Below are 25,339 nucleotides of genomic sequence, written 5' to 3'. Positions count from 1 at the left end.
TGAATTTGTGGCGCCTCCTATTTATTTTTGCTGGTGATTATTTATTTCTTTGAACTAAAGCAAGTATAGTTTTTTTGTACCTGATACTTATAACATGCAAGACCACGTTCATCATAAATTTCTTTACCAACAATTAATTCCATACTTCGATCTGCATATTCATCGTAATTAGTAACAGCCAATGTCGTATTTGAAACCCAATTTACACTTACACTTCCCTTAGCATCGCTAAAATATATTGTCTGTTCCTTATTTTCTTCTTTAGTATCAATGATATTGACGATTATATTTACGCCGCCAGCTGCACCGCCATAATTCTCGTAATAAATTTGAGCAGCATATACCCCATCTGGTGAGAGAATTGGTGCACCATCCTTTACATCACCTTCAAATTGAAAATCATAAGTAAAATATGCATTGATGATATAAATTAAAATTAGGCATAAAATACTCGCTAAAATGGTAATGGCTTTTTTCAATAATTTACCTCCGATATCGAATAATATGTTACTAGCGACCCAGAATAATCTAATATGGTATCCTGACTCCTTTTAAGGGATATTGAAACACCTTGAGGTAGGAGGGGAAAAATCAATCATGTAAAAAAGAGCCCGAAACTAAAAGAAAGCCAACATTTTAAACAAACTTTTAAAATGTTGGCTTTATTATGCAATTTCATATAGATTAATTATTTATTTAGTACGGCATAATCTTATCTACTGGTTTAGGCTCTTTAATTTTCGGTAAAATTTTATTAAGTGTCACAGTTCGGTGTATTTCATGAGTAGAAGGGTCATTCTTATCAAATTTTTCAAGGAATGTAATGACTTCTTTTACAATGGGTGTTGGCGTTGAGGCGCCTGCTGTAACAGCGACGTTGTCAATATTCATTAACCATTCAATTTTTAACTCAGAAATATCTGCAATTCGGTAAGATGGCGTACCCGCAACCTCTACCGATACTTGCGTTAAACGATTAGAGTTATTTGATTTTGGATCGCCCACAACAATTAATAAATCTGCGACACCAGCTTGCTCAGCAACGGCTTCTTGACGAACTTGAGTAGCAAGACAAATTTCTTTATGCACTTCAAGATGTGGGAATTTTTCCTCTAATGCATCCATTAAGAAGGATACATCCCATTGACTCATTGTCGTTTGGTTCGTTACGAGTAGCTTATCATTGTCTAGCTCAAGCGTATCAATATCCTTCATTGACTGCACAAGATGAACATGATCTGGTGCAACACCAATCGCTCCCTCAGGCTCAGGATGTCCTTTTTTTCCGATATAAATAATATCATAGCCCTCAGCAGATTTTTCTTTGATTAAATCATGCGTAACCGTTACGTCTGGACATGTTGCATCGATTGATACAAGTCCTTTTTTCTTAGCAATTTCTCGAATTTCAGGAGATACTCCGTGAGCCGTAAAAATAACTGTTCCTTTTTCTACCTGCTCGATAATTTCTTTTCGGTTGTCACCATCTAACGTAATAATGCCATCCTGCTCAAATGCATCTGTTACATGTTTATTATGAACAATCATACCTAAAATATAAATTGGACGTGGCAATGTTTTATCTAAAGCCGCATTTCGAGCAATAACCATTGCATCGACAACACCGTAGCAATAGCCGCGTGGATTAATTTTTATAACTTGCATGCTTCGAACTCCTTTCAAGCTTGTCTATTCATTATAACGGAGGGAGGGGGGGAATACAAAGAATCATTCTGAGAACACTATGTAGAAGAAAGAAAGGTGACCTAAAAGATCGTAGCTTAACGATTTTTCGGTCACCTTATCTGAGCTATGGCTGATATATTCTAGGTAAGGATGGTCTTTGTTCATACGCTTGAACCTGTTCTCTACGGTTCGGTGCTGGTGATGGCGATGGTTGTGGGGATGCTGCAGCTGCCTGATCAATATTTTCTTCATTCGGAAGACCTTTGAATCCTTTATAAAGATTATATAAAGCCGGCAAATTTCTCATTAGAGGTACGGCCTGCTGAACATAAGGTCCATACTGCTCTGCTGTTTTCATTAATTTGTCTGTTGTTTGTAGAAATTGATCAAGCCGAGATGCTTGAGGTGCCATTTGCTGGAATGATTGAAGTTGTGACATTTGTTGGAATGGTTGTATAGGTGAAATTGGCATTCTCATTGGTATACCCATAGGCGCTCCTGTAGGCATTCTCATAGGCATAGGCATTCCTGCATATGGAAATTGACGGTAAAATGAACCTGGATACATACTTTTCTCCCTTCATTCACACTATTATTTGACGAAAGTGTTCTTTTAAAGCTATAGTATGCAGATGGTCACTTAAATGTACGATTCATGGTACAATAGGTTAGATGTAGGAGGTACGAAAAATGTCGAAATATACAGATTATCAATTTAAGCCATTTTTGCAGGACGCCATTGCAAAACTAGGCTTTACAGAACCGACACCAATTCAGAAAGAAATGATTCCACTCGTATTAAAAGGGAAGAGTGCAATCGGACAAGCACATACAGGAACAGGGAAAACACATAGCTTCCTTTTACCAATAGTAGAGCGAATTCAAGAAGAAAAACAAGAGGTACAAGCGGTTATTACGTCCCCAACACGTGAGCTTGCACAGCAAATTTTCGATGCACTAAACCAGTTAATAGAAGAAACAAATATTGGAGCGAAGTTATTTATCGGTGGAACGGACAAACAACGCTCTATTGACAAATTAAAAACGCAGCCACATATCGTAGTAGGTACTCCAGGTCGTATTAAGGATTTAGTAAAAGAAGGTGCCTTACTTGTTCATACGGCGCCGGTTTTAGTTGTGGATGAAGCTGACTTAGCATTTGATATGGGCTTTATCGAGGATATTGATGGGTTCGCTTCGCACATGCCGGATAAGCTAGAAATGTTTGTATTCTCAGCGACTATTCCTGAAAAATTACAGCCATTCTTAAAAAAATATATGGATTCGCCAGTTCATATTAGTATGAATGATAAGCGACCTGTGGCGGAAAATATTGATTTTGTGTTAGTACCAGTACGTTCAAAATCAAGAAATAGCCGCCTGCTAGATGTAATTAAAGGAATTAACCCGTTTTTAGCGGTTATTTTCTGTAATACACGTAAAACTGCAGAGTCTGTGGCGGGTTATTTATCGGAGCAAGGCATTCGTGCAGGACAAATTCACGGAGATTTAAGTCCTCGTGATCGCAAAAAAATGATGAAGCAAATTCGTGATTTAGAATTCCAATACATTGTAGCAACTGACTTAGCTGCTCGTGGAATTGACATCCAAGGTATTTCCCATGTTATTAACTATGAAATTCCAGAAGACTTAGAGTTCTTTGTCCATCGTGTAGGTCGTACTGCGCGTGCAGGCAATAAAGGAACGGCCATTACGCTATTCCAGCCAGAGGATGAGGATGCACTAGCTCGAGTGGAGAAGATGGGTATTCCTTTCGTACAAAAAGATGTTAAAAACGGTGAATGGACAGAGCTAAAGGATCGTCATCAACGTAAAAATCGTGTGAAGCAGGAAAACGAAATTGATGCGAAAGCTAAGGCATTAGTGCGTAAGCCGAAAAAAGTTAAGCCAGGTTACAAACGTAACATGAAATGGGAAATGGAAAAAATTAAAAAACGTGAACGTCGCTTAAAAAATCGCGGTAAAAAGTAGGGGGAAGTAAGGATGTTGCTAGGTTCTCACGTATCAATGAGCGGGAAAAAAATGCTTCTTGGCGCAAGTGAGGAAGCATTATCATACGGCGCTAATACATTTATGATTTATACAGGTGCGCCACAAAACACTCGACGTAAACCAATTGCCGAATTAAACATTATGAACGGTCTTCTTCATATGAAGGAGAATGGTTTATCGAATATCGTTGTACATGCACCCTATATTATTAATCTTGGAAATACAACAAAGCCTGAAACATTCCAGCTTGGCGTAGACTTCCTGCAAGAGGAAATTAAGCGAACTGCAGCATTAGAGGCAACGCAAATTGTTCTTCATCCAGGAGCACACGTAGGCGCTGGTGTGGATGCAGGAATTGCCAAAATTGTAGAAGGTTTAAATGAAGTGTTATCTCAGGACTATCCTGTTCAAATTGCGCTTGAAACAATGGCAGGGAAAGGCTCAGAAGTTGGTCGTACATTTGATGAGCTTGCAAGAATCATTGATGGCGTGACAAATAACGAGCGATTATCGGTATGCCTAGATACTTGTCACGTACATGATGCTGGCTATAATATTGTAGAAGATTTTGATGGTGTCTTAAATGAATTTGATAAAATTATTGGTCTTGATCGTTTAAAGGTGCTTCATATTAACGATTCTAAAAATGTGCGCGGTGCAGCAAAGGACCGTCATGAAAACATCGGCTTTGGTGAAATTGGCTTCGATGCACTAAAATCTATCGTGCACCATGACCAGTTAACACACATTCCGAAAATTTTAGAAACACCATTTGTTGGTGAGGATGCAAAAAATAAAAAAGCGCCGTATAAAGTTGAAATTGCGATGCTACGTGAAGGGCAGTTCCAGCCAGATGTATTAGAGTCATTGCGAGTATAAATTAAATACAGAGATTTAATTATCTCGAGCTAAAGTGAGCCGAACTAATATTTTGTATTAGTTCGGCTTATTTTGTCGTTAATCTCGAATTTACTCTATGAAGTTGTATAAAAACGGGCGATTACCAAGCCTAATTATAGAAAGATTGCTTTTTTAAAGAATTATTTTTTCTACGTTTATTTTCCCAAAAATGGCGCACCTTATATAAAAAGTACGCCAATTCTGGGGGATTTTATGAACGTGAAATTAAAAATTAGTATATGGATATTTGTCCTTGTATTGTTCGCTACTACTTTACCTGCTTATGCAAGCTCTACAGTAAATTTAGATTCAGAGGTAACAAAGAAGATCACTTCATCTTCTGTCTCCGTTTCTCTTCGTAAGGCAAGCGATGGTAAATTAGTCTATTCATTTAATGGAGATATAAAACGTAAGCCTGCCTCTAATTTGAAATTATTAACGGGTGCAGCTTCCTTACAGGTTTTAGGAGAATCTTATCGTTATAAGACCGAGTTGTATATTGATGGTCTATTATTCCATTCTTCACTATATGGTAATGTTTATGTAAAGGGGAGCGGTGACCCGACCCTTCAATACAGTGATTTAGAAATGTTTGCTCAAATATTAAAAGGATATGGCATTGAAAAAATATATGGAGATATTTATGGAGATGACACGTATTTTTCAGGTGAAGAACTGACACCAGGCATTAAAAAAATTGACGAAAGCGATTATTTTGCTGCAAGAACCTCAGCACTTGTGCTATCGCCAACAGAGGAGTTTGATGCCGCTACAATAGTTGTTGAAGTTAGCCCAACAGAAATCGGACAAAATGGCTCGTACAAAGTGATACCAAATATTAGTGGAATGAGTATTACGAATCTAACAAAAACTGTAAAGGGAAACGAAGAGAATACGATAGAAGTTAAGCGTAGATTTCGCTCAAATGAAATAATTCTTTCAGGTAATATTCCTATGCATGATATATCGAAAAAGTGGGTTACTGTTCATGATCCAACAATCAATACGTTACACGCCATGAAAGCAGCGTTAAGTGAGCAAGGGATTCTAATCAATAAAGATTCTATAGTCACAAGAAAAAAGGTTCCAAAGAACGCAACCCGCATCTATACAAAGCGTTCTCAAACATTAAAAGAAATGATGCCAGTTTTTATGAAATTAAGTAATAATAGTATGGCCGATATTTTTGTGAAAACCTTAGGAGCGGAGGTTTACGGAGTTGGCGAAACAAATACAGGCTTAAAGGTGCTACGAGAGTATGGGGAGCAAATACGAATCAATACGACAGATTGGACTTTTGAAGATGGTTCGGGAATGTCTCATAGGAATCGGGTAACGGCTAACTCCTTAACATCTCTTCTCTTTAAAGTTCAGGGTGCATCTTCGTATGAGACTTTTTTTCATTCATTACCGGTAGGAGGGCAAAAGGAGCGTCTGATAGGTGGTACATTGCGAAATCGATTTAAGGATAGCACATTACTCAATCGTGTGGTCGCAAAAACAGGCAATATTGAAGGCGTCTATACGCTCTCTGGCTACATTACAACAATGGAGAATAATCATTATATTTTTTCGATTATGACAGAAAACGGAACAAGAGAGGCAATTAAAGAAATTGATGACATTGTCTGGCACATTATTAAAAAATATTAACAGAAAAACGAGCCTCTCACAGGTTGAGGGGTTCGTTTTTTGTTTTTAAAAATGTGACAAAAATAGGTCGGGAATTATTGAGCTAAAAATGATAAATACAGTTATGAGGAAGCGCTATCAAAGCGGATGTTTTAGGGCAGCTTTTTTATATACCAATAGTAGATAAAACCGTTCGAAAATAGCTATGTTATAAAATCTAACATTTTGTTGATGTTATGTTTAGCATCATTTATCGTAAAAAGTGTGAAAGGTGAGGTGAGTTCAATGTATAAAGATAAGCGCAGAGCGATACCATTGTTACCTATTAGCACCGTCATGGGGCTAACGAATTTAACTGCAAGACAAATCCGTTACTACGAGGAGCACCATTTAATTGAACCTTTACGTCCGGATGGAAATCGTCGTTTATATTCTTTAAACAATATTGATGAACTTCTTGAAATTCAAGAGTTACTTGAGCAGGGGATTAATATAGCTGGGATTAAAATAGTTTTCTCTTTAAAAAAAGAAGCAAATTCAAAAATGTATAAAGGAAGAAGATTGCAAGATATAAACTTCCGAAAAATGATTGAAGAAGAGTTAGAGCAATCATAATTAAAAGCGCCGACAATGACGGCGCTTTTTTATAAGATAAGTATAAATTTTTGAGTTCAAGCCGTGTTTAGCTCCAGCGCTTGTCGGGGCTAAAAAGGGTGCTTTCACATTCTTAACGGACATTTTTCTCTAGTAGTAATTTTTCAATCACTTTAAAGCGCTCTTTTCCGAGTAGTTTTTTTGTTGCGCGAAGATGGGTCTCCGGAATTCCTGTTATGACCCATACGACGGATGCATCTCGGAAAATATAACGTAGCTTTTCTACCTCAGCAGCCGATAACTCAATACCATTTTTCCTTGCAAATTTACGCGCCTCATCGATAGGAGCATTGTTTAAATAATTGAATAATTCAACCTGTTTCACAATTTCATCCTTTCAAGCAATAGCCTTTACAAATCAGAGTCTTTCCACTATACTTACAAAATGTAAATCGTAATGATTTTGAATTAGAAAGAAGAGAAAACAATGACAAAAACGATTATTGAATTAAAAAATGTGTCATTTCAATATGATTATACGCAGGTGCTAAAAAACATCTCATTCCGAGTAGAGGAAGGGGATTTTCTTGCGTTACTTGGTCCAAATGGGTCGGGTAAATCAACCCTGCTAAAAATAATATTAGGATTGTTAAAGCCAATGTCTGGGGAAATCGAGCTTTTTGGGCAAACCTCTCTAGCATTTAAAAATCGTGAGCTTATTGGTTATGTGTCTCAAAAATCAAATGCCTTTAACTCGGGCTTCCCTGCAACTGTTCAGGAAGTAGTCAAAAGCGGTCTTGCTAAAAAAACGGGTCTTCTAAAACGTTTGCCAGTAGATGCCAATAAACGAGTACAAAAAGCGTTAGAGGCTGTCGGTATGGAGCATTTTGCGAAGCGAAATATTGGTCAGCTTTCTGGTGGTCAACAGCAGCGTGTATTCATTGCAAGAGCCCTAGTGGCACAGCCGAAGTTGCTTATTTTAGATGAACCAACTGTCGGAATTGACCATGAAAATGTGCAAGCATTTTATGATATGCTAGCAAAGCTAAATGAGGAACAACAGATTACGATGATTTTAGTCACACATGATGTTGATACGGTGTCTAATCGTATTAGCCATGTAGCCTGCTTAAATCAGACGATCCATTTCCATGGTTATAAAAATGATTTTGACACGATTAGTCAGGGCGAGCTTGATGCCTGGTATGGACACAGTGTTCGAAAGATTCACTAAAGGAGAAGGCAACAATGATTGAAGCAATTTTACATTATGAGTTTTTACAAAACGCCTTTTTCTCAGGGCTTATTATAGGGGTCATTGCACCGCTTCTTGGTCTGTTTATCGTAGTACGACGACTTTCTTTAATTGCAGATGCACTATCACATGTCACGCTTGCTGGGATTGCAGGTAGTCTATATTTAAGTCAAACCTTCGTAGGGCTTGCACTGTTAAATCCTATATATTTAGGAATCGTAGCTGCAGTAAGTGGCTCCGTTTTAATTGAACGATTACGCCGACTATATAAGCATTATGAGGAGCTAGCGATACCGATTATTATGTCTGGAGGGATTGGCTTAAGTGCGATCTTTATTTCGTTAGCTAGTGGCTTTAGTACAGACTTGATGAGTTATTTATTTGGTTCTGTATCGGCTGTTTCAAGACAGGATTTATACGTTGTTCTGGCGATTGCAGGAATCGTTCTGTTATTTTTATTTGCCTTCTTTAAGGAGCTTTTTGTATTGTCCTTTGACGAGGAGTATGCAAAGGCGAGTGGCTTACCAGCGAAGTGGATTCATTTATTATTTATGGTTGTCGTGGCGCTCGTTATAGCAGCAAGTATGCGCATTGTTGGGATTTTACTTGTTTCGAGTTTAATGACACTACCAGTTGCCGCGGCGATGCGTTTAGCAAGAGGCTTCAAAGAGGCTATCTTTTACGCTATTGTTTTTGGTGAATTAGCAGTTATAGTAGGGCTAGTGAGTGCGTTTTATTTAGACTTAGCACCTGGTGGAACGATTGTTGTCACTTCTATACTTATTTTACTCTTTGTCATTTTAGCAAAAAAATTATTCGTACAATTTACAGCTAAAGGGGTGTCTTCGCGATGAACGTAACGCGAGCATGGGAGATTTTAAAAGAGAATGGATATAAAAAGACGGATAAACGTGAGCTCATTTTAGGTATGTTTGCCGATTCAAATAAATATTTAACGGCTCGCGATCTGTTGTCTGTTTTGAAGCCTGATTTTCCTGGTATGAGCTTTGATACGATTTATCGTAACTTAGCAACCTTCGTTGAGCTTGGTATTTTAGATGAAACAGAGCTAAATGGTGAGCGGAATTTCCGAATGCATTGTGAATCAGATCACCACCATCATCATTTTATTTGTAATGATTGCGGTGATGTAAAGGAATTATCGTTATGCCCGATGGAAATGCTAGGTGAAAAGCTTCCGGGCTATAGTATTGAAGCACATAAATTTGAGATTTATGGTAAATGCCCAGCTTGTCTATAATTGAAAAGGCTGGGACATAGGTAAAATTATTATAGAAATCATTGTAAACCTACAATAAGAATCTGCTACTTTATAAATTGATTGTAGAGAAGCGCGAAGCCTGAGACTACAGACTCAGGCCGTTCCCCCAGAAAGCGTCCCCGGAACGGAAATCAATTTTCTTTATACTAAGAAAACACCATTCTCGTTGAGAAAAATGGTGTTTTCGGGTTTAGTCCCAGCCTCTATTACTTATATGGATTCCTAAAATTATACGCTATAAAGTTTAGAATATAGTTCTTTGTGGAGTAATAGGGTCAACTATCTTTCCTAGTCAAATAAATCGATAATACTGCTGCTGGTAGCGTGCAAACGATCATTCCTAAAAATGCATATTGAGGATTGATTTCAAATAATTGTCCCCCTAGCAAAGTAAAGGCAGCTGTTGCCCAGCTTAAAGCTACAGCTGAATAAATGCCTTGGATTAATGGAATGCTTGAAGGCGAAATGTTTTTTGTAATCCATTTTACGAATGCAAAGTGTCCCATGGCAAAGGATAATGCATGAAGAACTTGTGTAAATGTAAAAATGAGAATGCTCGGAAACAGAAAGACAAGAATCCAGCGAGCTGTTGCACCAATTGATGCAAAGGCTAGTAGCTTACCTACTGACCATTTATGGAACATTGTGTCTGCCTTTGAGAAAAATATTATTTCTGCTAGCACGGCCACATTTAGGATCACACCAATCATCATTGTAGGTGTATCTATATGCTGTAAGTACATGTAGCCGTAGCTATAATACGTTGCATGTCCACCTTGTAAAAGCATAACAACAACTAATAAGAGCAATAGATTTTTCGTTTTCAATATCGATTTTAAGGAAGCTTGGTCCTCCGATTTGTTCGGCTTTTCTGCTAAAATAGCTGGTGTCTTCATGATAGAAAGTGCAGTAAAGACAAATGTGCCAAGTAACATTGCCCAAAGGATTACACTATCACCAAGCCAGCTAATAAACAAAGTTAATATTAATCCAGCTACAACAAACCCAATGGAGCCCCATGACCGACTTTTTCCATAATGTTGCAATTGATTATGCATAAGGAGCAAGCTCGCTGTACTATCCAGTGCCGGCATTAATGTCGGATAAAAAATATGAATCGAAATTGTTACGATCATTAGGCTCGAATACGATTCTGCTGGGATATATAGTAGTACGGATAAAAGTGTCCCAATCGCCATTACTTGTAGCAATGTTTTACTACTCATCCTTCTTGAAAAATACGGATATGCAAACAGGGTAGAGACTCCTCTTGCTACTAATCCTGTACTCATAATGATACTTGCCTCGGCAACAGTAATTCCTTTCTCGCTAACCATCCAACCTGTCCAATAAGGAAGGAACACGCCCCATGTCATAAAGAACATAAAAAATCGTTGACTCATCCAACGCTGTGTATTCAAATCTAATCCCTCCAATAAACCTTGTTGCATCATAGCATTGTTCTCATTACAATAATATGAGATATCTCATATTTTGCAATGATTTAATGGAAAGGATTTCTTTTATGTATAGATTACAAAAAAGCGAATATATTCAACATTTCCCGATTAATAAGTATTTTTCATATAATGTTGAGTCCTATGTTGAGGTCTTTGAATATAAGGTTGGCGATTGGATTATTGAAGAGGGCATGAATAGTAATTATTTATTTTATATTCATACTGGGAAGGCTAAGGTATTTGTGACTCATCAGAACGGGAAAATGGCGTTAATTAATATCGTAGGTGCTGGGGAATTTTTAGGTGATATGGAGCTATTACATGAGCAATATTACTCGAAAGCCGTTCAAGCCATCTCGACGATGATTGTTTTTGCAATTCCGTTTAAGCCATGCCGAGAGCCACTGCTGGAGGATGCAAAATTTTTAAAACAACTAGCGATTTATATAAGTGAAAAGGCGACAGATATGACTGCAAAGTATTCGCAGCGTTTGGCATTTCCTCTTGAAAATCGCTTGGCGGAGTTCATCTTGCAAACAGCGGTTGATGATATTTATCGTGAAAAACATGTATTAGTATGCGACTATTTAGGGGTTTCTTATCGGCACCTATTATTTACACTCGCTCAATTTTGTGAGGAGGATATTCTTGCAAAGGACGGGCGGAACTATCGAATACGAAATAAGAGTCGATTAATCGGTCTTTCGGAAATCTTAAAATAATAGTACTCAAATTAGGTTCATCTCTTTTTTGGAGACGAACCTAAACCCGTTTATTTTTAATTGCTTAACTCTATAACTTCATTTCTGTATGGAAATGAAGTTATATTTTGAAATTTAATACATATTAAATAACACGAACGATGATTTAATTATAAAAGGGGAGTGCGATGAGGAAAAAATGGGGAGTGGCAGCTCTTATTATCTTTGGGCTGTATACGTTAGCCTTGTACTTGTATATTTTTCATGGTGGTGGAGGGGGCATACCAAACGAGCTAAAGGGTACTGCAGCGGATCCAGCTGTATTTATGAACCCGAAGGAAATGCTGTTAAGTGGTGAGCTTTCGAAAATACGAAATTTCTTATTTTTTGTTTTAATACCACTTGAATGGCTTGTTTTCTTTTTTATTTTGATATTTGGTATCTCACGTCTATTTGAAAATTGGGCAACCTTTAAAAATAAGTGGAGTATCGTTAAAAATGCCGCGTATTTATTTTCATTATTGATTACAACGAAAATACTATTTTTCCCGATTGATTATTATAGCTATAAATTAAGTAGAAGCTACGGCATTAGCACACAATCATTTTCCTCGTGGATGCACGATAATGTACTTGATTTTTGGTTAAATATAGGTATAACAATTATTGTAGTAACGATTTTATATTGGTTAATTCAAAAGAGCACGAAGCGTTGGTGGCTGTATGCATGGCTATTAACGATCCCATTTTCCATTTTTATGATGTATATTCAGCCTGTTATTATCGATCCACTCTACAATGATTTTTCTCCATTAAAAGACAAGGAGCTAGAGGCAAAAATTCTTGCATTGGCCGAGCAAGCGAGTATCCCGGCTGAGCATGTATTTGAAGTAGGCATGGCTGATCGAACGAATGCATTAAATGCTTATGTGACAGGGATCGGGAGCAATTCGAGAATTGTGCTATGGGACACTACGATAAACAAGCTATCAGATGAGGAAATTCTTTTTGTGATGGCTCATGAAATGTCACACTATGTGAATAAAGATATTTATATTGGCATAGCTAGCTATATTTTAATGATGCTAGCTGGTCTATGGCTAACAAATAAAATTGCGACGTGGATCATAAAGCGCTACGGAAAGCTATTGAAAATTGAAAAATTAAGTGATATTCGGTCGTATCCGTTACTGCTACTAGTTTCCTCGTTTTTACTTTTTGCATCGAGTCCTCTCTCTAACTATCAATCAAGATATTTAGAAATTCGCGCGGACGAGTATGCAATTGCCTTAACTGGTAATGAGGAAGCAGCGATTACGGCCTTTCAAAAATTAACAATAGCAGGCTTAAGTGATGTGAATCCTCCACTACTAGTGAAATGGTTCCGTTACACACACCCGCCAATGCTTGATCGAATTAATAGTGTTAGAGAGGAAAATGATAGTGAAGAATAGAATAGTTATAAAAGAGGATGGTCTATACGTGATATCTTCAATTTGTTCTCAACATTTAAAAGAATAACTGAACTAAAAGGATGCGATACAATATGGATTACAAACAGGAGAAAGATAGTTTGAATCATCTTTCTCAAGAAAAAAATCTACCTGCTACGGCTCCTAAAAACAGCATGTTGCAATTTCAGCAACAGAACAAGAAGAAAAAAATATACGTAATACCGGTTGTGATAGCAACGATATTATTTGTAAGTTGCTTAGTTTTCATCTTCTCACTTTTTGGTGAATCGAAGCAAATTGCAACTGAAAATGATGTAACGCAATTGGACTCACAATCGATAGTGCATTATTCTCTTGAGGTAAATGGTATAGAAGTGCCGAAAGATGGCCAAGTGGAAATTGCAATAAACGGGGAGCAAATAACTATTGGTATTGTGCAGAAGCAGCCGACATCGACGGATCATTCAAAATATACCGAGGAAGAGCTAGCGAAAGCCTATTTATCTGGAAATACTGCCGATCATTTTGTTGATATGGATGAAACAATTTGGAAGGAATACGGAGCAGAAGGTGACACTATTAAAGTAGTTGGCTTTCAAACAAAAAACCTTCAACTGAGGGACCATTTAACGGTATCTATTTCAGATGAATTAAAAAATCGGCTTCAACTAGTGACAAATACCATTACAATTACAACCTTCGTTGAGAATTCGAACCTGCCAGAAGATATCGTAATAGTTGGGCAACAGGATGAGGCTTTAAAAGAGAAACTTCAACAAGAGATTCGCTCTTTGTATGCATTGAACGATGATGGCACAAATCTTGTTCATTCCGTTTTCCTAAAAGATAGAATCGCGGTCATTGATTTTACCGATGATTTTGTTAAATTTGTGAAACCTACCTTATCGAGTGATTCAAAAAGGGAGCTCGAGAGGACCATACAAAAAGTAATGCTTATCGGTGGAGAAATTGATTCTATTCATTTCGGGATTAATGGTGATTATAATGCTTGGTGGAATTTGATGGAATGATTGAAGGGGTAAGCAAAATCCCATAATTGCTCAATCTTTTCAAATTATGAGCAATATGCTATATTGTCAGTAACATAGATGAAAGGAAGATGGGTGACCGATGAAGTTTTAATCTTATTATTTGCAAGATCGAATAGAATCGATTAACAAACAATAGGATTAGTCTGCCCATTTTCATAAATAGTTGACCTAGTTTTTCTTTAAACAGGTTTATTTGTGTATACATTTGTAGGCTAATCCTTCCAAAATAGTTGGGAGGATTTTTTGCATTTCAATAAAACCTTCCTCCCATTAGGAGGCGTTCTCATGAAAGAAATAATGAAATTACACGAAGTAACATTGACATTCCATGAAGTTCTTCTGTTTGAAGCGAAGGATTTAACAATAAAAGAAGGAGAAAGAATAGGCATTGTCGGTAAAAATGGTGCGGGGAAATCTACGTTATTAGAAATGCTTGCAGGCAATATGCAACCAACAAAGGGTCAAATCAGCTTGTTAGACCCGGCTCTTTCCGTTGCCTATGTAAAACAAGAAGAATCATCATTTGGAATTGAAGAGCTTGAGAAAGAGCAGCAGGAGTGGTTTTCTCGATGGAATATTCCAATAGCCCCGTACGATAGTTTAAGTGGGGGCGAAAAGCTAAAGGTGCGTTTAATGCGTGGTTTCCATTCAAGGGCAGGACTACTTATGCTAGATGAACCAACGAATCACCTGGACGCTGCTTCACTAGAAATTTTAGTAGAGCTAGTAAATGGCTATAAAGGAACGATTATCATTGTTTCCCATGATCGCTATTTTTTAGACAGAGTAGCTACAGGTATTTTGGCCATTGAAGACAAGCAAATTATCTCGTATAACGGAAATTATTCGGATTATAAGCAGGAACGTGAGCAAAAGCGTCAGGCACAGCAGCATCAATACGAGGTTCAGCAGGCTTATATAAACAAAATAGAGCACCAATTAACAAACTTAAACGCATGGTCTGAAAAGGCTCATAGGGAATCTACAAAACAGGAAGGGTTTAAAGAATATCATCGGAAAAAGGCAAAGCGAACAGATGCCCAAGTAAAGTCAAAGCGAAAGCGTTTAGAACAGGAGCTTGAAAAGCATCGGATAGAAGCTGTTAAACCGGAGTATAAAGTGCAGTTTCAGTTACCGGACGATATAAAGAGGGGGAAACGATTAGCTGAGCTAAAAAATGTAGCAAAGGGCTTCGGGCAACGTACCCTTTTTAAAAATGTCAATCTGACACTGCAGGCGGGTGAAAAAGTTGCATTAGTTGGCCCGAACGGTAGTGGCAAAACAACGCTATTAAATATTTTAATGGGGCTTGAAAAAGCTAACGGTACAGTGTGGATGTCACCAAGCCTTAATATAGGTTACTTAACGCAAACTGTGTACGATCTGCCAATGGATGATACGCCGGACAGATTTTTCTATCAGCCTACATTTGAAATGCGCGGGAAGGTACAAAATTTAATGAGACATTTAGGGTTCTCGAGTGAGCAATGGGCACAGCCTTTTCGCGAGATGAGCATGGGGGAAAGAGTGAAGTGCAAATTAATGCAGTTTATTTTGGAGTCAAAGGATTTACTAATTTTAGATGAACCGACCAACCATTTAGATTTGCCATCACGGGAGAGGCTAGAGCAAACATTAGGTGAATATGATGGAGCGCTTCTTGTCGTATCTCATGATCGATATTTTGTTGAAAAAATAACAAAAAGTGAATGGCTAATTGATAATGAGACAGTAGCATTGCCAATGACAAAAACGATTGCTAATAACTCTGAGCTGCAACGACTTCAGTTAGTAAACGAGCAGCAAGAAATTTTAGGGAAGCTTTCTTTTATGACACCAAAGGACCCGAATTATTCAGCATTAGATCAACGCTTCAACAAAATTTTAAAGGAATTACGAGAGCTATAATAATAGAAGTACGGTTTGCTATTGAAAGGACAATAATAGAGAACCTTCTCATCCTCTTATTGACAAAAAAGCTATTCTAAAATGATATTTGTCATATGGAAGTCATGACACATTCCTCTTTTTGATAGGGCTAATTTCAATCATACTATCATTTAAGAGGTGATAGATATGGTACAGCAAGCAGTCGTTATGGACTCAGCTTATAGTAAGAAGGAAGAGTTTTGGAATGCTCTAACACATGGTGTTGGCTGTGTGTTAACAATTCCAGGGATACTATTATTAATGAATAAGGCTTTTCAAGAGCAGTCGATGCTTCATTTAGTAAGTTATTTAATTTTTGGCATATCCATGATGCTCATGTTTTTAGCGTCTACACTGTATCATACAGTGCCTGCGAAAAAAAGCTTATTTAAAAAACTAGATCATTCTGCAATATTTTTATTAATAGCTGGTACGTACACACCTGTAGCACTTATTGCGATTGGTGGAAAGCTTGGCTGGACAATTGTAGCAATTGAATGGGGATTAACCCTCTTTGGTATTATCATGAAGCAATTTTTTGTTCATCGCTTTAAAGCACTATCGCTTATCACGTATATTGGCATGGGCTGGATTGCCATCTTTGTTTATGAGCCACTTATTGAATATATCTCAATGGCTGGACTTGTAACCTTATTACTAGGGGGCATTTTTTATACAGCGGGTACGTACTTTTATAGGAATAATAAAATTCCGTATAATCACGCAATATGGCATGTATTTGTCATGGCAGGTTGCTTAATGATGTATTTAACGGTATATCTATATCTTTAATAATGATGATAAAATAGCTAACAAATGTTGGCTATTTTTTTTTATAAAAATAAACTTCGATTATTCTAGCGTCGTTTATAAGGTAGAGGGGGGAGTAGAATGAATCGTGAAGCACACTTAACTAGAATTATGGACGATTATACAGAGCTGTTATTTCGTGTCGCCTATTATTATATAAAAGATTTACACACGGCTGAGGATATTGTTCAGGATGTCTTTATAAAATTTTATCATCAAAGTGGCTACGAGGAACGAGGGGAATTAAAGGCTTATTTAATTCGAATAACGATTAATAAATGCAAAGATTATTTAAAAAGCTGGACATACCGAAAAATTTCACTTCAGCAAAAAATCTTTCCTAAGCAAGAAATGTTGGATAGAAATGAATTGCTGCAGAAGGATGAGGAGGCATTAATTGGGGATGCCATATTACGCCTACCTTTAAAGCAACGGGAGCCAATTATGTATTTCTATTTAGAGGGTATGTCTATTAAGGAAGTGGCTAATCTTTTAAATATTCCTGAGAATACCGTGAAATCTAGATTAAAAAAGGGCCGGGAATTACTAAAACTAGATTTGCAACATATACAATGGGAGGTGCTGTTAAATGACTAAGGCAAAAGTATGGGCATTGCGTGATATAGCTGAGCATAAGGAGTCTATCATCCAAAAAGTACAATCAAACCTTCATAAACCTCCTCAAAAAAAGAAAACAAATTTTTTAATTCCAGTTACATCTCTTATCGTGACTGCAGCAGTCCTATTTTTCGTATTTATGCTAGTAGGTGATAAAGATGATGATCCTCAGCTAGCTCAGCAAGGGTTTATGGAGACAGTACCACATCCAGAATCTACTGAAATTTTATATGAGCATAAAACAGACGATTATGAGGTTATCTTTTATACGGATGAAAGCGGCTTTCGAATAGGGTATAAACCGACTGATCATGAGGTATGGACTCATACAGGGAATGGAGAAGAAAATCCTGAGGACGGCTTTGAGTGGGTAATGGACCATAACCATTATATTCCAGTTGCATTATTTGGAGGCATTATTACAGATGAAAAAATCACTTCTGTTAAAGTCATGCAGCAAACGCTAGAGCAACAGGGAACAGTATTCCAACTAAACGATATGAAAGTCTGGTACGCAGTTTTCGATACGTTAGAATCTGGTACACCCGACCCACTAAAGATAGAAGCGTATAACGACGGGCAGCAGGTAGTATGGCGACACGGTATTTATGATAATGGTTTAGAAAGTGGCTTAGTTCAAAAGGATAAAGGCGGCAATATTAGTAAATCCATCACTATTTACAAGCCGGATGAAACTGTGAGCTACCTTGAAAAGCATGAGGTAGAGTATAGTGGTGATGGTTCTGAGGCGTCGATAATTAACTTTATTTACGAGCAAGCGAAAACGTTCAATGTCACCCTTAATAGTTATAGCTTTGAAAACAATGGGGCGTCTCTCATTTTAGATTTGGGAGAAGGGGTTTTTAATATACAGGGCTCTACTGGCGGCTCGATGTTTGCTGGTACGATTAATGGATCATTTTTTGAATATTTCCCAGCTCTCCAGCAAATTACCTTTACCCATAACGGCTCCTATGATGCGATTTTAGATCATTTTATGGTAGGTGAACCATACAAGAGACCGACTGAAGAACAGGAGCTTACTAATTTAACTTCGCTCGTTTTTAGTCATTTGTATAATGGAGAGTATGAGAAATTATCGGCAATGGTAGATCCATCTGAGGGCCTTACATTCTCATTGTTTGCTGACTTCGGTAACAAACCAGGGTACGGTGGGGATTATGTAAACCTTAAGCCGGATGAGCTAGTAAATGCTAAAAATCAACAAATTGATTGGGGACATGATGATAGCAATCGAGAGTTTAAAATGACATTGGAAGAATATGTGCAAACTATTTTGTTAAAGGTGAATGGAAAAGACTTTGTTTATGACACAGTTACATTTAACGGTCAGGCTGTTCAATTTGGCGGGGTTTTAAATACTATTCATGCAAATTATCCGAATGCGAAGTATATAGAGTATTACTCTAGCCAATCCTCTCAAGCCCTGCGATTCATTTTCCATAAATCGGGAGGGGGATGGTATTTAATCGGCATTGCGAGAGATGTACCTACAGGTTAATCTATACAATATTTTATGTAATATTGTACAGAACTAGTTGTTTGCGATGATTTTCCCTTAAATTATTAAATTATTTGTCAATTTAGCTTTATTTATGTTACATTCTTTATCAGGTGAATAAGCTTGCAGGAAAGAGAAAAGGGAATTCGGTGAAAGGCCGAAGCTATGTCCGTAACTGTATGCGCTGATGAAATGAGAGGATACCACTGTCTATGGATGGGAAGGATCTCAGAAGTAAGTTGATGCGCGAGCCAGGAGACCTGTCTTTTTCTATTCGTAACAACACTCTTCGGAACTAAAGGGAATGTGCGGCAAATACGAATAACAAATAGTATTGTTTTTTGTCTTTCTGCCATCCATTTTCTGGGTGGCTTTTTCTGTTGGACGAAGTTGTTGTAGTATTTTGTAATGGTTGTGAAAGGGAGATAAGAATTGAAGAAAGATATGCGCTATAGCTGTTATCCGTTTATGCGTGAAAAAAGCTGTTTAGTAGACTACGAGATTCGTACAGATTGTTTAACGACTAGGGTGGGCGAGGTTTTTCCAGCATTAGCTGATAGTGAGGCTGAAAGGATAGTACTTGAAGATTTACGGATCATTCAGCCAAATGTTTATCATGCGAACGGCTCTGTCCGTGGCAAGCTTGCGATAACAGAAGAGGATTTACAATGGCTAAGTGACCGCTATGATTTTTATGTAGCGTATGTCCAACAAGAAATACAGCAATTCGTTTTGCCGCAAGGAACTGAAGCAGCAAGTCGATTACATAGCTGTCGAAGTGAGGCAAAAAAGTCTTACAGAGCTCTACATAAAGTAAGTGAGGAACGAGTAGTACCGGAAATTCTATTCGATTATTTAGGACTACTAGCAAATGTATTTTTTGTAATGGCAGTATATTTAAATAAACATGGGCATCACTCAGAAATAATTTTTGAAAGTAAATCTTATCCAAAAAGAAAGAAGGCAGAACAATGAAATTTAAAATGAAATGGGTAACACCAATTGCTGCAGCCCTACTATTAGCTGCATGTGGAACGGATGAAGACAAAAATGCAAAGCAAAATGAACAAGAGCAAGAAAAGCCGGAAGTAGCGGAAGGTCCTTATAAAGTTGTCGATGACCGTGATGAGGAAATTACATTTGATGAAGTACCAGAATCAATTATTTCACTTCAACCGAGTAATACAGAAATTTTATTCTCTCTAGGCGCTGGTGAAAAAATTATTGGTGCAACAGATTATGACACTTACCCAGAAGAGGCAAAGAAAATCGAACGTGTTTCAGATTCGATGACAATCAATGCTGAACGTATTATTGAATTAAATCCAGATGTTGTAATAGCATATACTGCCGGTGATCCAGCTCAAATCGAGCAGCTTGAAGCGGCTGGGCTAAAGGTATTTGTTATTGATTCGGCTGCATCATTTGATGATGTGTATGGCGATATTGTTCAACTTTCTGAGGTACTTCAAGTTGAGGATACTGGTGAGCAAGTTGTAAAAGATATTAAAGCTCAAATTGCGGCAGTTCAAGAAAAAACAGAAAAGCTTGATCAGAAGAAAAAAGTATATTTTGAAATTTCACCAGCTCCAGATATTTGGACAGCAGGTGGTAACACATTCCAACAAGAAATTTTAACAGCAGCTGGTGTGGAAAATGTATTTGAGGAACAAGACGGCTGGTTTAGTGCAGCAGAGGAAGATGTCATTACAAAGGATCCAGAAGTGATTTTAACATCTGTCTACTATACAGATGATGCAGTTGGTGAAATTTTAGCTCGTAATGGCTGGGATAAAATGCAAGCAATTATTAATAAAAATGTTTATTTAGTGGATGCTGATATCACATCTCGTCCAGCAACTCGTATTGGTGAAGCAGTTGAGCTAGTAGCAGAAACAGTATATCCTGATTTATTTAAATAGTCAGGGAGTAGGCTGGCATACGAATTAAATTTTAAAAATATGTCAAGAGCAAATCTATCATTAGATTTGCTCTTTTCAAGTAGAGGTTGGTGCCAATGGGAGGACGAATAATTTTTATAACTGGTGGCGTTAGAAGTGGTAAAAGTGCATTTGCAGAAAATTATGCCCAGCAGCTTGCTAAGAATAACAGTAAGTCCTTGCTCTATATTGCATCAGGTGTCTCATTTGATGAAGAAATGCAGCAGCGAATCAATAGGCATAAAATCGATCGTCTGCAAGCAGCTATTCCCTGGAAAACACTAGAAGTGCCAGACCGTTTCCCAACAAAATTTTCCGTTCTGTCTTCGGACTATGTTCTATTATGGGATTGTTTAACAACGTGGCTCACGAATATAATATTTAGGAACGAGCTTTCCCCAAATAGAGAAAAAAATATTACTTTAGCCGTTGAACAGTTACAAGATCAGCTAAAAGAATGGCAGCAAAAGGGTATAGTCGTATTATTAGTTTCAAATGAAGTGTTAGATGAAGGCGCCTCACGCTACTGGGAAGTAAATGAATATCGGCAAATTATAGGTAAATTACATCAATGGATTGTTGCACAATGTGATGAAGCCTATGAGTTAGATTCTGGCATTGAAAAGAGGTGGAAATAATGGGGTTAAGAACAGGGTTTACAGGTATTTTATTAGCGCTACAATTTTTCACCTCATTACCTATTAAATTTCAGCTACCGATTACACGAATGACAGCAACTGCAATGTACGGGGCTATCCCGCTACTAGGTATCGGTATGGGGAGTATACTTGCTGGAATAATAGTTTTGAATAATAGCTATTTGCAGTTTTCCTCCCTTTTTATTGCTATCCTGTTAGTTGTTGCTCACTTTATAATGACAGGTGGCTTGCATATGGACGGAGTTGTTGATACTGGAGATGCCTTTTTCTCTTATAGAGATAAGGAAAGGCGTCTTGAAATATTAGATGATCCTCGTGTAGGGGCATTTGGTGCAATGACACTCGTCATTTTTGTACTGCTGAAAGTAGCAGTTTTATACGAGCTTTTATTACATAGCATCCCTATCTATTATTTTATTGTCCTACCGTTTATGGCACGGTTATCGATTTTATTGTATTTCCTTACGATGAAAACGTTCAAAAATAAGGGTATTGCAGCCTATTTTAAAGAGAGAGTTCATGCGAGAAAGCTATGGCTTGCATTGATTATTTATAGCTTATCTCTTATTGCAGTCTCTCTTTTTTTACAGCAATTAATTTGGCTTGTTCTATTCGTTGTGATGCTGCTGTTTGTAGCCATTTATCGATACTGGACGAAGAAAAATTTCGGCGGGATGTCTGGCGATTTAGTCGGAGCATGCTTTGAAGGGACGGAGCTTCTTTTATGGTTCACGCTATTACTATTCATTTAATTCGTCATGAAAAAACACAGGCGAATATCGAGCGTAAATACATTGGCTGGACGGATGAGGAGATTATACCAAGAGCTGGACATTTTACGCTCCCGCTAAATCCAGCTGTCGTTTATGGGAGTGATCTTATTCGCTGTAAGCAAACAGCAAATTTGTATTTTCCTAAAGCAACGTTTTTATCGGCTGTAGGGCTTCGTGAGCTGAATTTCGGAGATTTTGAGATGAAAACGTATGAGCAATTAAAGGACCATAAGTTATATCGAAGGTGGATAGATGATCCGTTATGTGTAACACCACAAAACGGTGAATCGTTCCAGGTATTTAAAGAACGTGTGTATGATGCGTTTTGGAGAATTGTAACGAAGCCAGGTGAATATGTATTTGTTGTGCATGGCGGAGTAATTAGACTGTTAATCGCATTATTTCTAGAGAGTGATTTTGCAAAGATAACGGCAAATCACCATACCGTCTATACATGTGCATGGGATTATTTCAGTCAATTAAAGGAGGGGCAAAGATGCAAGTCTATATCGGAGGTGCCTATAACGGTAAAAGACAATTTGTGATGAACAAATTAGCTTCCATACCTAAAGAGCATGTTCATTTTTTTGATGGGATAATACCTGAATCTAGCTTTACTGGAAAGGATTACGTAATTTTAATGAATTTTGAGAAGCTATCGTTACAATATAAGGGAATGCCTGAGCTTGTAGTAGCACAGCAGGTAGTAGATAGATTAAGTGAGCTTGAGCAGCAGACGAATGTTATTTGTATTTGTACTGATATCGGAAGGGGAATTGTGCCACTAAATCCTACAGACCGCTTTGTTAGAGATTGCTGTGGCCGAATCTATCAAAGGCTATTTCAAGAAGCGCGATCAGTGACTAGAATTTGGTACGGCATCCCTGAAAAGATAAAAGGAGAGTTATAATGGAAAAGAAAAAATTGACAATTTATGTATTAACGGGGTTAATTGCAGCGCTTTGTGCTATTGGAAATTTCATAAAAATTCCCGGTCCTATTACAACAGCAGCTCTTGATTCTGCACCAGCATTACTAAGTGTCGCATTTTTACCCCCTCTATTTTCCGGTCTGACAGCTGCAATCGGGCACATTGCAACAGGACTCACTGCTGGTATGCCACTCGGGCCTTTTCATGCGGTTATAGCGCTAGAAATGTTTTTCATTTTATATATATTTAATATATTACATCGGAAAGGTTTCTCTGTGTTAAAATGGACTTTTGTAATTGTAGCGAATGGAATTATTGCACCAATGCCATTCTATTTCCTTGTATCACCGGCATTTTATTTCGCTTCAGTTCCTAGCTTAACTGTTGCTACGATCATTAATGTAATAGTAGCCATAATCGTATTACCTGTATTACAAAAGGTAATTGCGCGAAAAGGCGCGCTAAAGAGCATATGAGAAATGCGGTTTTATATAATGAATCAACCGTTATTACTATAGATAATTCGGGCTGTATCGGTAATAAGGATGAAGACTTGGTAAAGGTTCCAAATGAGATTACTGGATATTTTTTAGCGCGTGTCACAATTCTTGAACAGTGGTGTGCTGGAGCAGAGCCAGCTCAACTATTGTTGGCTAATTTTTCAGGTGAAAAAGCTTGGGAAGAGTATATTGATGGGATATCGCAGGTCTTTGAACAAATAGATCAACCGATGCCACCACTATCAGGTTCTACAGAATCGAATTTTCACGCTTTACAATCCGCGGTTAGTTTGACAATGATTGGTGAGAAGGTTCGTCAGCCCTCCTTAGAAAATTGCCACTATTATGTTGTCGGAAAGCCTCTCGTCGGTCAAGAGGTGATGGATGATAGAAAGAGTATAGCTAGTTTAAAGGAGCTTTCCACGTTAATAGGAAATGGGATCATTCAATGTATTTGGCCAACAGGATCGAAGGGAATTGGCGCGGAGATTAGTAGAGTTTTGGGAGTAGGATATACGTGTCTTTGTGATTTAAATAAATCGGCAGGACCTTCCACCGCTGTTATTGTAGCAGTAAAGGAAAAGGATATATCACGATTTAAAGAGATGATATCCTCCCCGATAGTTCGGATTGAAATGAGCCTATAAATCTCTTTACAGTGCAGAGTTGGATTGAATAATTAGTGAATTTTCAAGAATATTCATCGTATTTCGTTAATATATTACGTGCTTTACAATGACATGCTATACTAATAAGAAGAGCAACATAAAGGAGTTACTAGTATGCATACAATGGAGCAATATTTTTATAGTGGACAATTTCATTTAAGTTTGCAGGAGGCACGCGAGGCATTACAGGATGATCGATCCTCCCAGCAAGCAAGCCAATTAATTCAATTATACAATCGACATGAACTGGATAGCATTCCGCTTTATACAAATATCGATGCAAGGCAAAGTGAAGAGAGAGCTGATGAAACGTATGAAGAGCAGGATGAGGTGCATAAGATTCGTGAAATACAAGATGAAAGCACCTTTAATGAGAGAGTTAAAGAGCTAGAAAAGGTTGCAAGAGTAGGACAGGATATCGAGAAAGCACAATCTTTCTTCACACAGGGGCAGTTATTTTTATTCGCCCATCATTATGATGAAAGTGTACATTGTATGCTTCAAGCGGTGAAGTGGAATCCAAATAAAGCAGTGTTTTACGGCATTGCAGCGCAAACGATGCATCGCTTTGGCTGGTCTCCATTCGAAGTACTTGGTTACTTAGAGCGTGCTATTGAGTTAGATGCTGAAAATGCACGCTGGTATTGGAATAAAGGGCTAGTGTTAACGCAGCTCTATAAGGATTTGAAGCAGGACCCATTTTTAGAAAATGCCCTTATTACATTAGAGAAGGCTTTAGAGTCGTGTCGACCTCAACAAAGATCGTTAAAAATTGCGATTGAAAATACGTTGGATAATATGCGTGACTATGTATTAGAGTAACATAAGCTAGATAGCGGGAAGTGATCCGCTATCTAGTTTTTAAATGGGGAAGTAATTATATATTTTTGGAGTTTGAGCATTGTCCAACTCCAGCACCCAACTCCTCGAGGTCGCTTCATCCCGTCGGTCGAAAGCGGG

The 25,339-nt window shown here is 37.7% G+C and carries 28 protein-coding genes and 1 riboswitch; of the genes, 23 read left to right on the top strand and 5 right to left on the bottom strand.

Translation table 11 applies throughout. From position 1 onward, the window contains the following. Nucleotides 1-41: 41 nt before the first annotated feature. The 3 genes from V4T18_RS04260 to vrrA form a co-directional block, all read right to left on the bottom strand. Nucleotides 42-479 carry a DUF5412 family protein gene (locus V4T18_RS04260; RefSeq protein WP_332646881.1) on the bottom strand — a complete coding sequence of 146 codons (438 nt, stop codon included), beginning with the start codon at nt 477-479 and terminating at the stop codon, nt 42-44. A 217-nt stretch (nt 480-696) separates the two neighbouring features. Next, nucleotides 697-1,665 (bottom strand): 4-hydroxy-3-methylbut-2-enyl diphosphate reductase, encoded by a 969-nt coding sequence (locus V4T18_RS04255; protein ID WP_332646879.1) that lies wholly within the window; start codon nt 1,663-1,665, stop codon nt 697-699. Between the two features lie 145 nt (nt 1,666-1,810). After that, nucleotides 1,811-2,254, bottom strand: a complete 444-nt coding sequence (gene vrrA, locus V4T18_RS04250; RefSeq protein ID WP_332646877.1) for a VrrA/YqfQ family protein — start codon at nt 2,252-2,254, stop codon at nt 1,811-1,813. A gap of 122 nt (nt 2,255-2,376) precedes the next feature. On the opposite strand from vrrA, the gene V4T18_RS04245 reads away from it, so the two are divergent. From V4T18_RS04245 to V4T18_RS04230, 4 genes are all read left to right on the top strand, one after another. Continuing rightward, nucleotides 2,377-3,678, top strand: coding sequence for a DEAD/DEAH box helicase (locus tag V4T18_RS04245; RefSeq protein ID WP_332646875.1), 1,302 nt, complete (start codon nt 2,377-2,379; stop codon nt 3,676-3,678). Nucleotides 3,679-3,690: 12 nt separating this feature from the next. Next, nucleotides 3,691-4,578: a deoxyribonuclease IV gene (locus tag V4T18_RS04240; protein ID WP_332646873.1), complete on the top strand. Its 888-nt coding sequence runs from the start codon at nt 3,691-3,693 to the stop codon at nt 4,576-4,578. 234 nt (nt 4,579-4,812) lie between these two features. Beyond that, the gene (dacB, locus tag V4T18_RS04235) at nt 4,813-6,252 is read left to right on the top strand and encodes a D-alanyl-D-alanine carboxypeptidase/D-alanyl-D-alanine endopeptidase (protein ID WP_332646871.1); all 1,440 of its coding nucleotides are present in this window, start codon (nt 4,813-4,815) and stop codon (nt 6,250-6,252) included. Between the two features lie 264 nt (nt 6,253-6,516). Then, a complete protein-coding gene (locus V4T18_RS04230; protein ID WP_332646869.1) occupies nt 6,517-6,846 on the top strand; it encodes a MerR family transcriptional regulator in 330 nt (109 codons plus the stop codon). 112 nt (nt 6,847-6,958) lie between these two features. Here the strand turns inward: V4T18_RS04230 and V4T18_RS04225 are convergent, their stop codons facing one another. Further along, nucleotides 6,959-7,210 (bottom strand): isopropylmalate synthase, encoded by a 252-nt coding sequence (locus V4T18_RS04225; protein WP_332646867.1) that lies wholly within the window; start codon nt 7,208-7,210, stop codon nt 6,959-6,961. Between the two features lie 102 nt (nt 7,211-7,312). Between V4T18_RS04225 and V4T18_RS04220 the strand changes: the two genes are divergently transcribed. From V4T18_RS04220 to V4T18_RS04210, 3 genes are read left to right on the top strand one after another with little or no spacing between them, the layout of a single operon-like run. Beyond that, nucleotides 7,313-8,059, top strand: coding sequence for a metal ABC transporter ATP-binding protein (locus tag V4T18_RS04220; RefSeq protein WP_332646865.1), 747 nt, complete (start codon nt 7,313-7,315; stop codon nt 8,057-8,059). A 14-nt stretch (nt 8,060-8,073) separates the two neighbouring features. Next, complete coding sequence (locus V4T18_RS04215) at nt 8,074-8,934, top strand: metal ABC transporter permease (RefSeq protein WP_332646863.1); 861 nt, start codon at nt 8,074-8,076, stop codon at nt 8,932-8,934. Continuing rightward, nucleotides 8,931-9,341 carry a Fur family transcriptional regulator gene (locus V4T18_RS04210; RefSeq protein WP_332646862.1) on the top strand — a complete coding sequence of 137 codons (411 nt, stop codon included), beginning with the start codon at nt 8,931-8,933 and terminating at the stop codon, nt 9,339-9,341. The genes V4T18_RS04215 and V4T18_RS04210 overlap by 4 nt, the downstream gene beginning before the upstream one ends. Before the next feature lie 296 nt (nt 9,342-9,637). Here the strand turns inward: V4T18_RS04210 and V4T18_RS04205 are convergent, their stop codons facing one another. Further along, nucleotides 9,638-10,783 carry an MFS transporter gene (locus V4T18_RS04205; RefSeq protein ID WP_332646860.1) on the bottom strand — a complete coding sequence of 382 codons (1,146 nt, stop codon included), beginning with the start codon at nt 10,781-10,783 and terminating at the stop codon, nt 9,638-9,640. Between the two features lie 104 nt (nt 10,784-10,887). Here V4T18_RS04205 and yeiL point away from each other — a divergent pair, with 104 nt between their 5' ends. From yeiL to V4T18_RS04125, 16 genes are all read left to right on the top strand, one after another. Then, entirely contained in the window at nt 10,888-11,544 is a 657-nt protein-coding gene (gene yeiL / locus V4T18_RS04200) for a transcriptional regulator YeiL (protein WP_332646858.1), read from the top strand. A 167-nt stretch (nt 11,545-11,711) separates the two neighbouring features. After that, on the top strand, nt 11,712-12,977 hold the full coding sequence (locus V4T18_RS04195; RefSeq protein ID WP_332646856.1) for a M48 family metallopeptidase: 1,266 nt from the start codon (nt 11,712-11,714) through the stop codon (nt 12,975-12,977). 92 nt (nt 12,978-13,069) lie between these two features. Then, complete coding sequence (locus V4T18_RS04190) at nt 13,070-14,008, top strand: hypothetical protein (RefSeq protein WP_332646854.1); 939 nt, start codon at nt 13,070-13,072, stop codon at nt 14,006-14,008. 306 nt (nt 14,009-14,314) lie between these two features. After that, nucleotides 14,315-15,937, top strand: coding sequence for a ribosomal protection-like ABC-F family protein (abc-f, locus tag V4T18_RS04185; RefSeq protein WP_332646852.1), 1,623 nt, complete (start codon nt 14,315-14,317; stop codon nt 15,935-15,937). A gap of 168 nt (nt 15,938-16,105) precedes the next feature. Next, nucleotides 16,106-16,750: a PAQR family membrane homeostasis protein TrhA gene (gene trhA / locus V4T18_RS04180; protein WP_332646850.1), complete on the top strand. Its 645-nt coding sequence runs from the start codon at nt 16,106-16,108 to the stop codon at nt 16,748-16,750. Nucleotides 16,751-16,849: 99 nt separating this feature from the next. Next, nucleotides 16,850-17,365, top strand: a complete 516-nt coding sequence (locus V4T18_RS04175; protein ID WP_332646849.1) for a sigma-70 family RNA polymerase sigma factor — start codon at nt 16,850-16,852, stop codon at nt 17,363-17,365. Next, entirely contained in the window at nt 17,358-18,908 is a 1,551-nt protein-coding gene (locus V4T18_RS04170) for a hypothetical protein (protein WP_332646848.1), read from the top strand. Before V4T18_RS04175 ends, V4T18_RS04170 begins: the two co-directional genes overlap by 8 nt. A 102-nt stretch (nt 18,909-19,010) precedes the next feature. Next, a riboswitch (cobalamin riboswitch) is annotated at nt 19,011-19,191 on the top strand. Between the two features lie 149 nt (nt 19,192-19,340). Next, nucleotides 19,341-19,883, top strand: coding sequence for an ATP:cob(I)alamin adenosyltransferase (locus tag V4T18_RS04165; RefSeq protein WP_332646846.1), 543 nt, complete (start codon nt 19,341-19,343; stop codon nt 19,881-19,883). Then, entirely contained in the window at nt 19,880-20,830 is a 951-nt protein-coding gene (locus V4T18_RS04160; RefSeq protein WP_332646845.1) for an ABC transporter substrate-binding protein, read from the top strand. The genes V4T18_RS04165 and V4T18_RS04160 overlap by 4 nt, the downstream gene beginning before the upstream one ends. Nucleotides 20,831-20,925: 95 nt before the next feature. After that, entirely contained in the window at nt 20,926-21,486 is a 561-nt protein-coding gene (locus tag V4T18_RS04155; RefSeq protein ID WP_332646843.1) for a bifunctional adenosylcobinamide kinase/adenosylcobinamide-phosphate guanylyltransferase, read from the top strand. After that, the gene (cobS, locus tag V4T18_RS04150; protein WP_332646841.1) at nt 21,486-22,259 is read left to right on the top strand and encodes an adenosylcobinamide-GDP ribazoletransferase; all 774 of its coding nucleotides are present in this window, start codon (nt 21,486-21,488) and stop codon (nt 22,257-22,259) included. The genes V4T18_RS04155 and cobS overlap by 1 nt, the downstream gene beginning before the upstream one ends. Next, nucleotides 22,232-22,825 carry a histidine phosphatase family protein gene (locus V4T18_RS04145; protein WP_332646839.1) on the top strand — a complete coding sequence of 198 codons (594 nt, stop codon included), beginning with the start codon at nt 22,232-22,234 and terminating at the stop codon, nt 22,823-22,825. The genes cobS and V4T18_RS04145 overlap by 28 nt, the downstream gene beginning before the upstream one ends. Further along, on the top strand, nt 22,777-23,190 hold the full coding sequence (locus V4T18_RS04140) for a bifunctional adenosylcobinamide kinase/adenosylcobinamide-phosphate guanylyltransferase (protein ID WP_332646837.1): 414 nt from the start codon (nt 22,777-22,779) through the stop codon (nt 23,188-23,190). Before V4T18_RS04145 ends, V4T18_RS04140 begins: the two co-directional genes overlap by 49 nt. Continuing rightward, complete coding sequence (locus V4T18_RS04135; RefSeq protein WP_332646835.1) at nt 23,190-23,687, top strand: ECF transporter S component; 498 nt, start codon at nt 23,190-23,192, stop codon at nt 23,685-23,687. The genes V4T18_RS04140 and V4T18_RS04135 overlap by 1 nt, the downstream gene beginning before the upstream one ends. After that, entirely contained in the window at nt 23,684-24,358 is a 675-nt protein-coding gene (locus tag V4T18_RS04130) for a hypothetical protein (RefSeq protein ID WP_332646833.1), read from the top strand. Before V4T18_RS04135 ends, V4T18_RS04130 begins: the two co-directional genes overlap by 4 nt. Nucleotides 24,359-24,493: 135 nt before the next feature. After that, nucleotides 24,494-25,201: an O-linked GlcNAc transferase gene (locus tag V4T18_RS04125; RefSeq protein WP_332646831.1), complete on the top strand. Its 708-nt coding sequence runs from the start codon at nt 24,494-24,496 to the stop codon at nt 25,199-25,201. Nucleotides 25,202-25,339: the final 138 nt, after the last annotated feature.

Origin of the sequence: Lysinibacillus sp. 54212, assembly GCF_036662795.1 — a bacterium.
Lineage (GTDB): Bacteria > Bacillota > Bacilli > Bacillales_A > Planococcaceae > Lysinibacillus_B.
The sequence above is the reverse complement of the archived record's forward strand: the minus strand, read 5'-3'. Positions and strand labels throughout refer to the sequence as shown.

What these genes read in the sequence shown, in the direction of transcription:
- V4T18_RS04160 (WP_332646845.1), top strand. Translation starts at nt 19,880, where the DNA reads ATGAAATTTAAAATGAAATGGGTAACACCAATTGCTGCAGCCCTACTA.
- V4T18_RS04195 (WP_332646856.1), top strand. Translation starts at nt 11,712, where the DNA reads ATGAGGAAAAAATGGGGAGTGGCAGCTCTTATTATCTTTGGGCTGTAT.
- abc-f (WP_332646852.1), top strand. Translation starts at nt 14,315, where the DNA reads ATGAAAGAAATAATGAAATTACACGAAGTAACATTGACATTCCATGAA.
- V4T18_RS04130 (WP_332646833.1), top strand. Translation starts at nt 23,684, where the DNA reads ATGAGAAATGCGGTTTTATATAATGAATCAACCGTTATTACTATAGAT.
- V4T18_RS04170 (WP_332646848.1), top strand. Translation starts at nt 17,358, where the DNA reads ATGACTAAGGCAAAAGTATGGGCATTGCGTGATATAGCTGAGCATAAG.
- V4T18_RS04215 (WP_332646863.1), top strand. Translation starts at nt 8,074, where the DNA reads ATGATTGAAGCAATTTTACATTATGAGTTTTTACAAAACGCCTTTTTC.
- V4T18_RS04255 (WP_332646879.1), bottom strand. Translation starts at nt 1,665, where the DNA reads ATGCAAGTTATAAAAATTAATCCACGCGGCTATTGCTACGGTGTTGTC.
- V4T18_RS04230 (WP_332646869.1), top strand. Translation starts at nt 6,517, where the DNA reads ATGTATAAAGATAAGCGCAGAGCGATACCATTGTTACCTATTAGCACC.
- V4T18_RS04140 (WP_332646837.1), top strand. Translation starts at nt 22,777, where the DNA reads ATGCAAGTCTATATCGGAGGTGCCTATAACGGTAAAAGACAATTTGTG.
- V4T18_RS04155 (WP_332646843.1), top strand. Translation starts at nt 20,926, where the DNA reads ATGGGAGGACGAATAATTTTTATAACTGGTGGCGTTAGAAGTGGTAAA.
- V4T18_RS04220 (WP_332646865.1), top strand. Translation starts at nt 7,313, where the DNA reads ATGACAAAAACGATTATTGAATTAAAAAATGTGTCATTTCAATATGAT.
- V4T18_RS04145 (WP_332646839.1), top strand. Translation starts at nt 22,232, where the DNA reads ATGGTTCACGCTATTACTATTCATTTAATTCGTCATGAAAAAACACAG.
- V4T18_RS04240 (WP_332646873.1), top strand. Translation starts at nt 3,691, where the DNA reads ATGTTGCTAGGTTCTCACGTATCAATGAGCGGGAAAAAAATGCTTCTT.
- V4T18_RS04125 (WP_332646831.1), top strand. Translation starts at nt 24,494, where the DNA reads ATGCATACAATGGAGCAATATTTTTATAGTGGACAATTTCATTTAAGT.
- dacB (WP_332646871.1), top strand. Translation starts at nt 4,813, where the DNA reads ATGAACGTGAAATTAAAAATTAGTATATGGATATTTGTCCTTGTATTG.
- V4T18_RS04210 (WP_332646862.1), top strand. Translation starts at nt 8,931, where the DNA reads ATGAACGTAACGCGAGCATGGGAGATTTTAAAAGAGAATGGATATAAA.
- V4T18_RS04135 (WP_332646835.1), top strand. Translation starts at nt 23,190, where the DNA reads ATGGAAAAGAAAAAATTGACAATTTATGTATTAACGGGGTTAATTGCA.
- V4T18_RS04190 (WP_332646854.1), top strand. Translation starts at nt 13,070, where the DNA reads ATGGATTACAAACAGGAGAAAGATAGTTTGAATCATCTTTCTCAAGAA.
- V4T18_RS04245 (WP_332646875.1), top strand. Translation starts at nt 2,377, where the DNA reads ATGTCGAAATATACAGATTATCAATTTAAGCCATTTTTGCAGGACGCC.
- trhA (WP_332646850.1), top strand. Translation starts at nt 16,106, where the DNA reads ATGGTACAGCAAGCAGTCGTTATGGACTCAGCTTATAGTAAGAAGGAA.
- yeiL (WP_332646858.1), top strand. Translation starts at nt 10,888, where the DNA reads ATGTATAGATTACAAAAAAGCGAATATATTCAACATTTCCCGATTAAT.
- cobS (WP_332646841.1), top strand. Translation starts at nt 21,486, where the DNA reads ATGGGGTTAAGAACAGGGTTTACAGGTATTTTATTAGCGCTACAATTT.
- V4T18_RS04175 (WP_332646849.1), top strand. Translation starts at nt 16,850, where the DNA reads ATGAATCGTGAAGCACACTTAACTAGAATTATGGACGATTATACAGAG.
- vrrA (WP_332646877.1), bottom strand. Translation starts at nt 2,254, where the DNA reads ATGTATCCAGGTTCATTTTACCGTCAATTTCCATATGCAGGAATGCCT.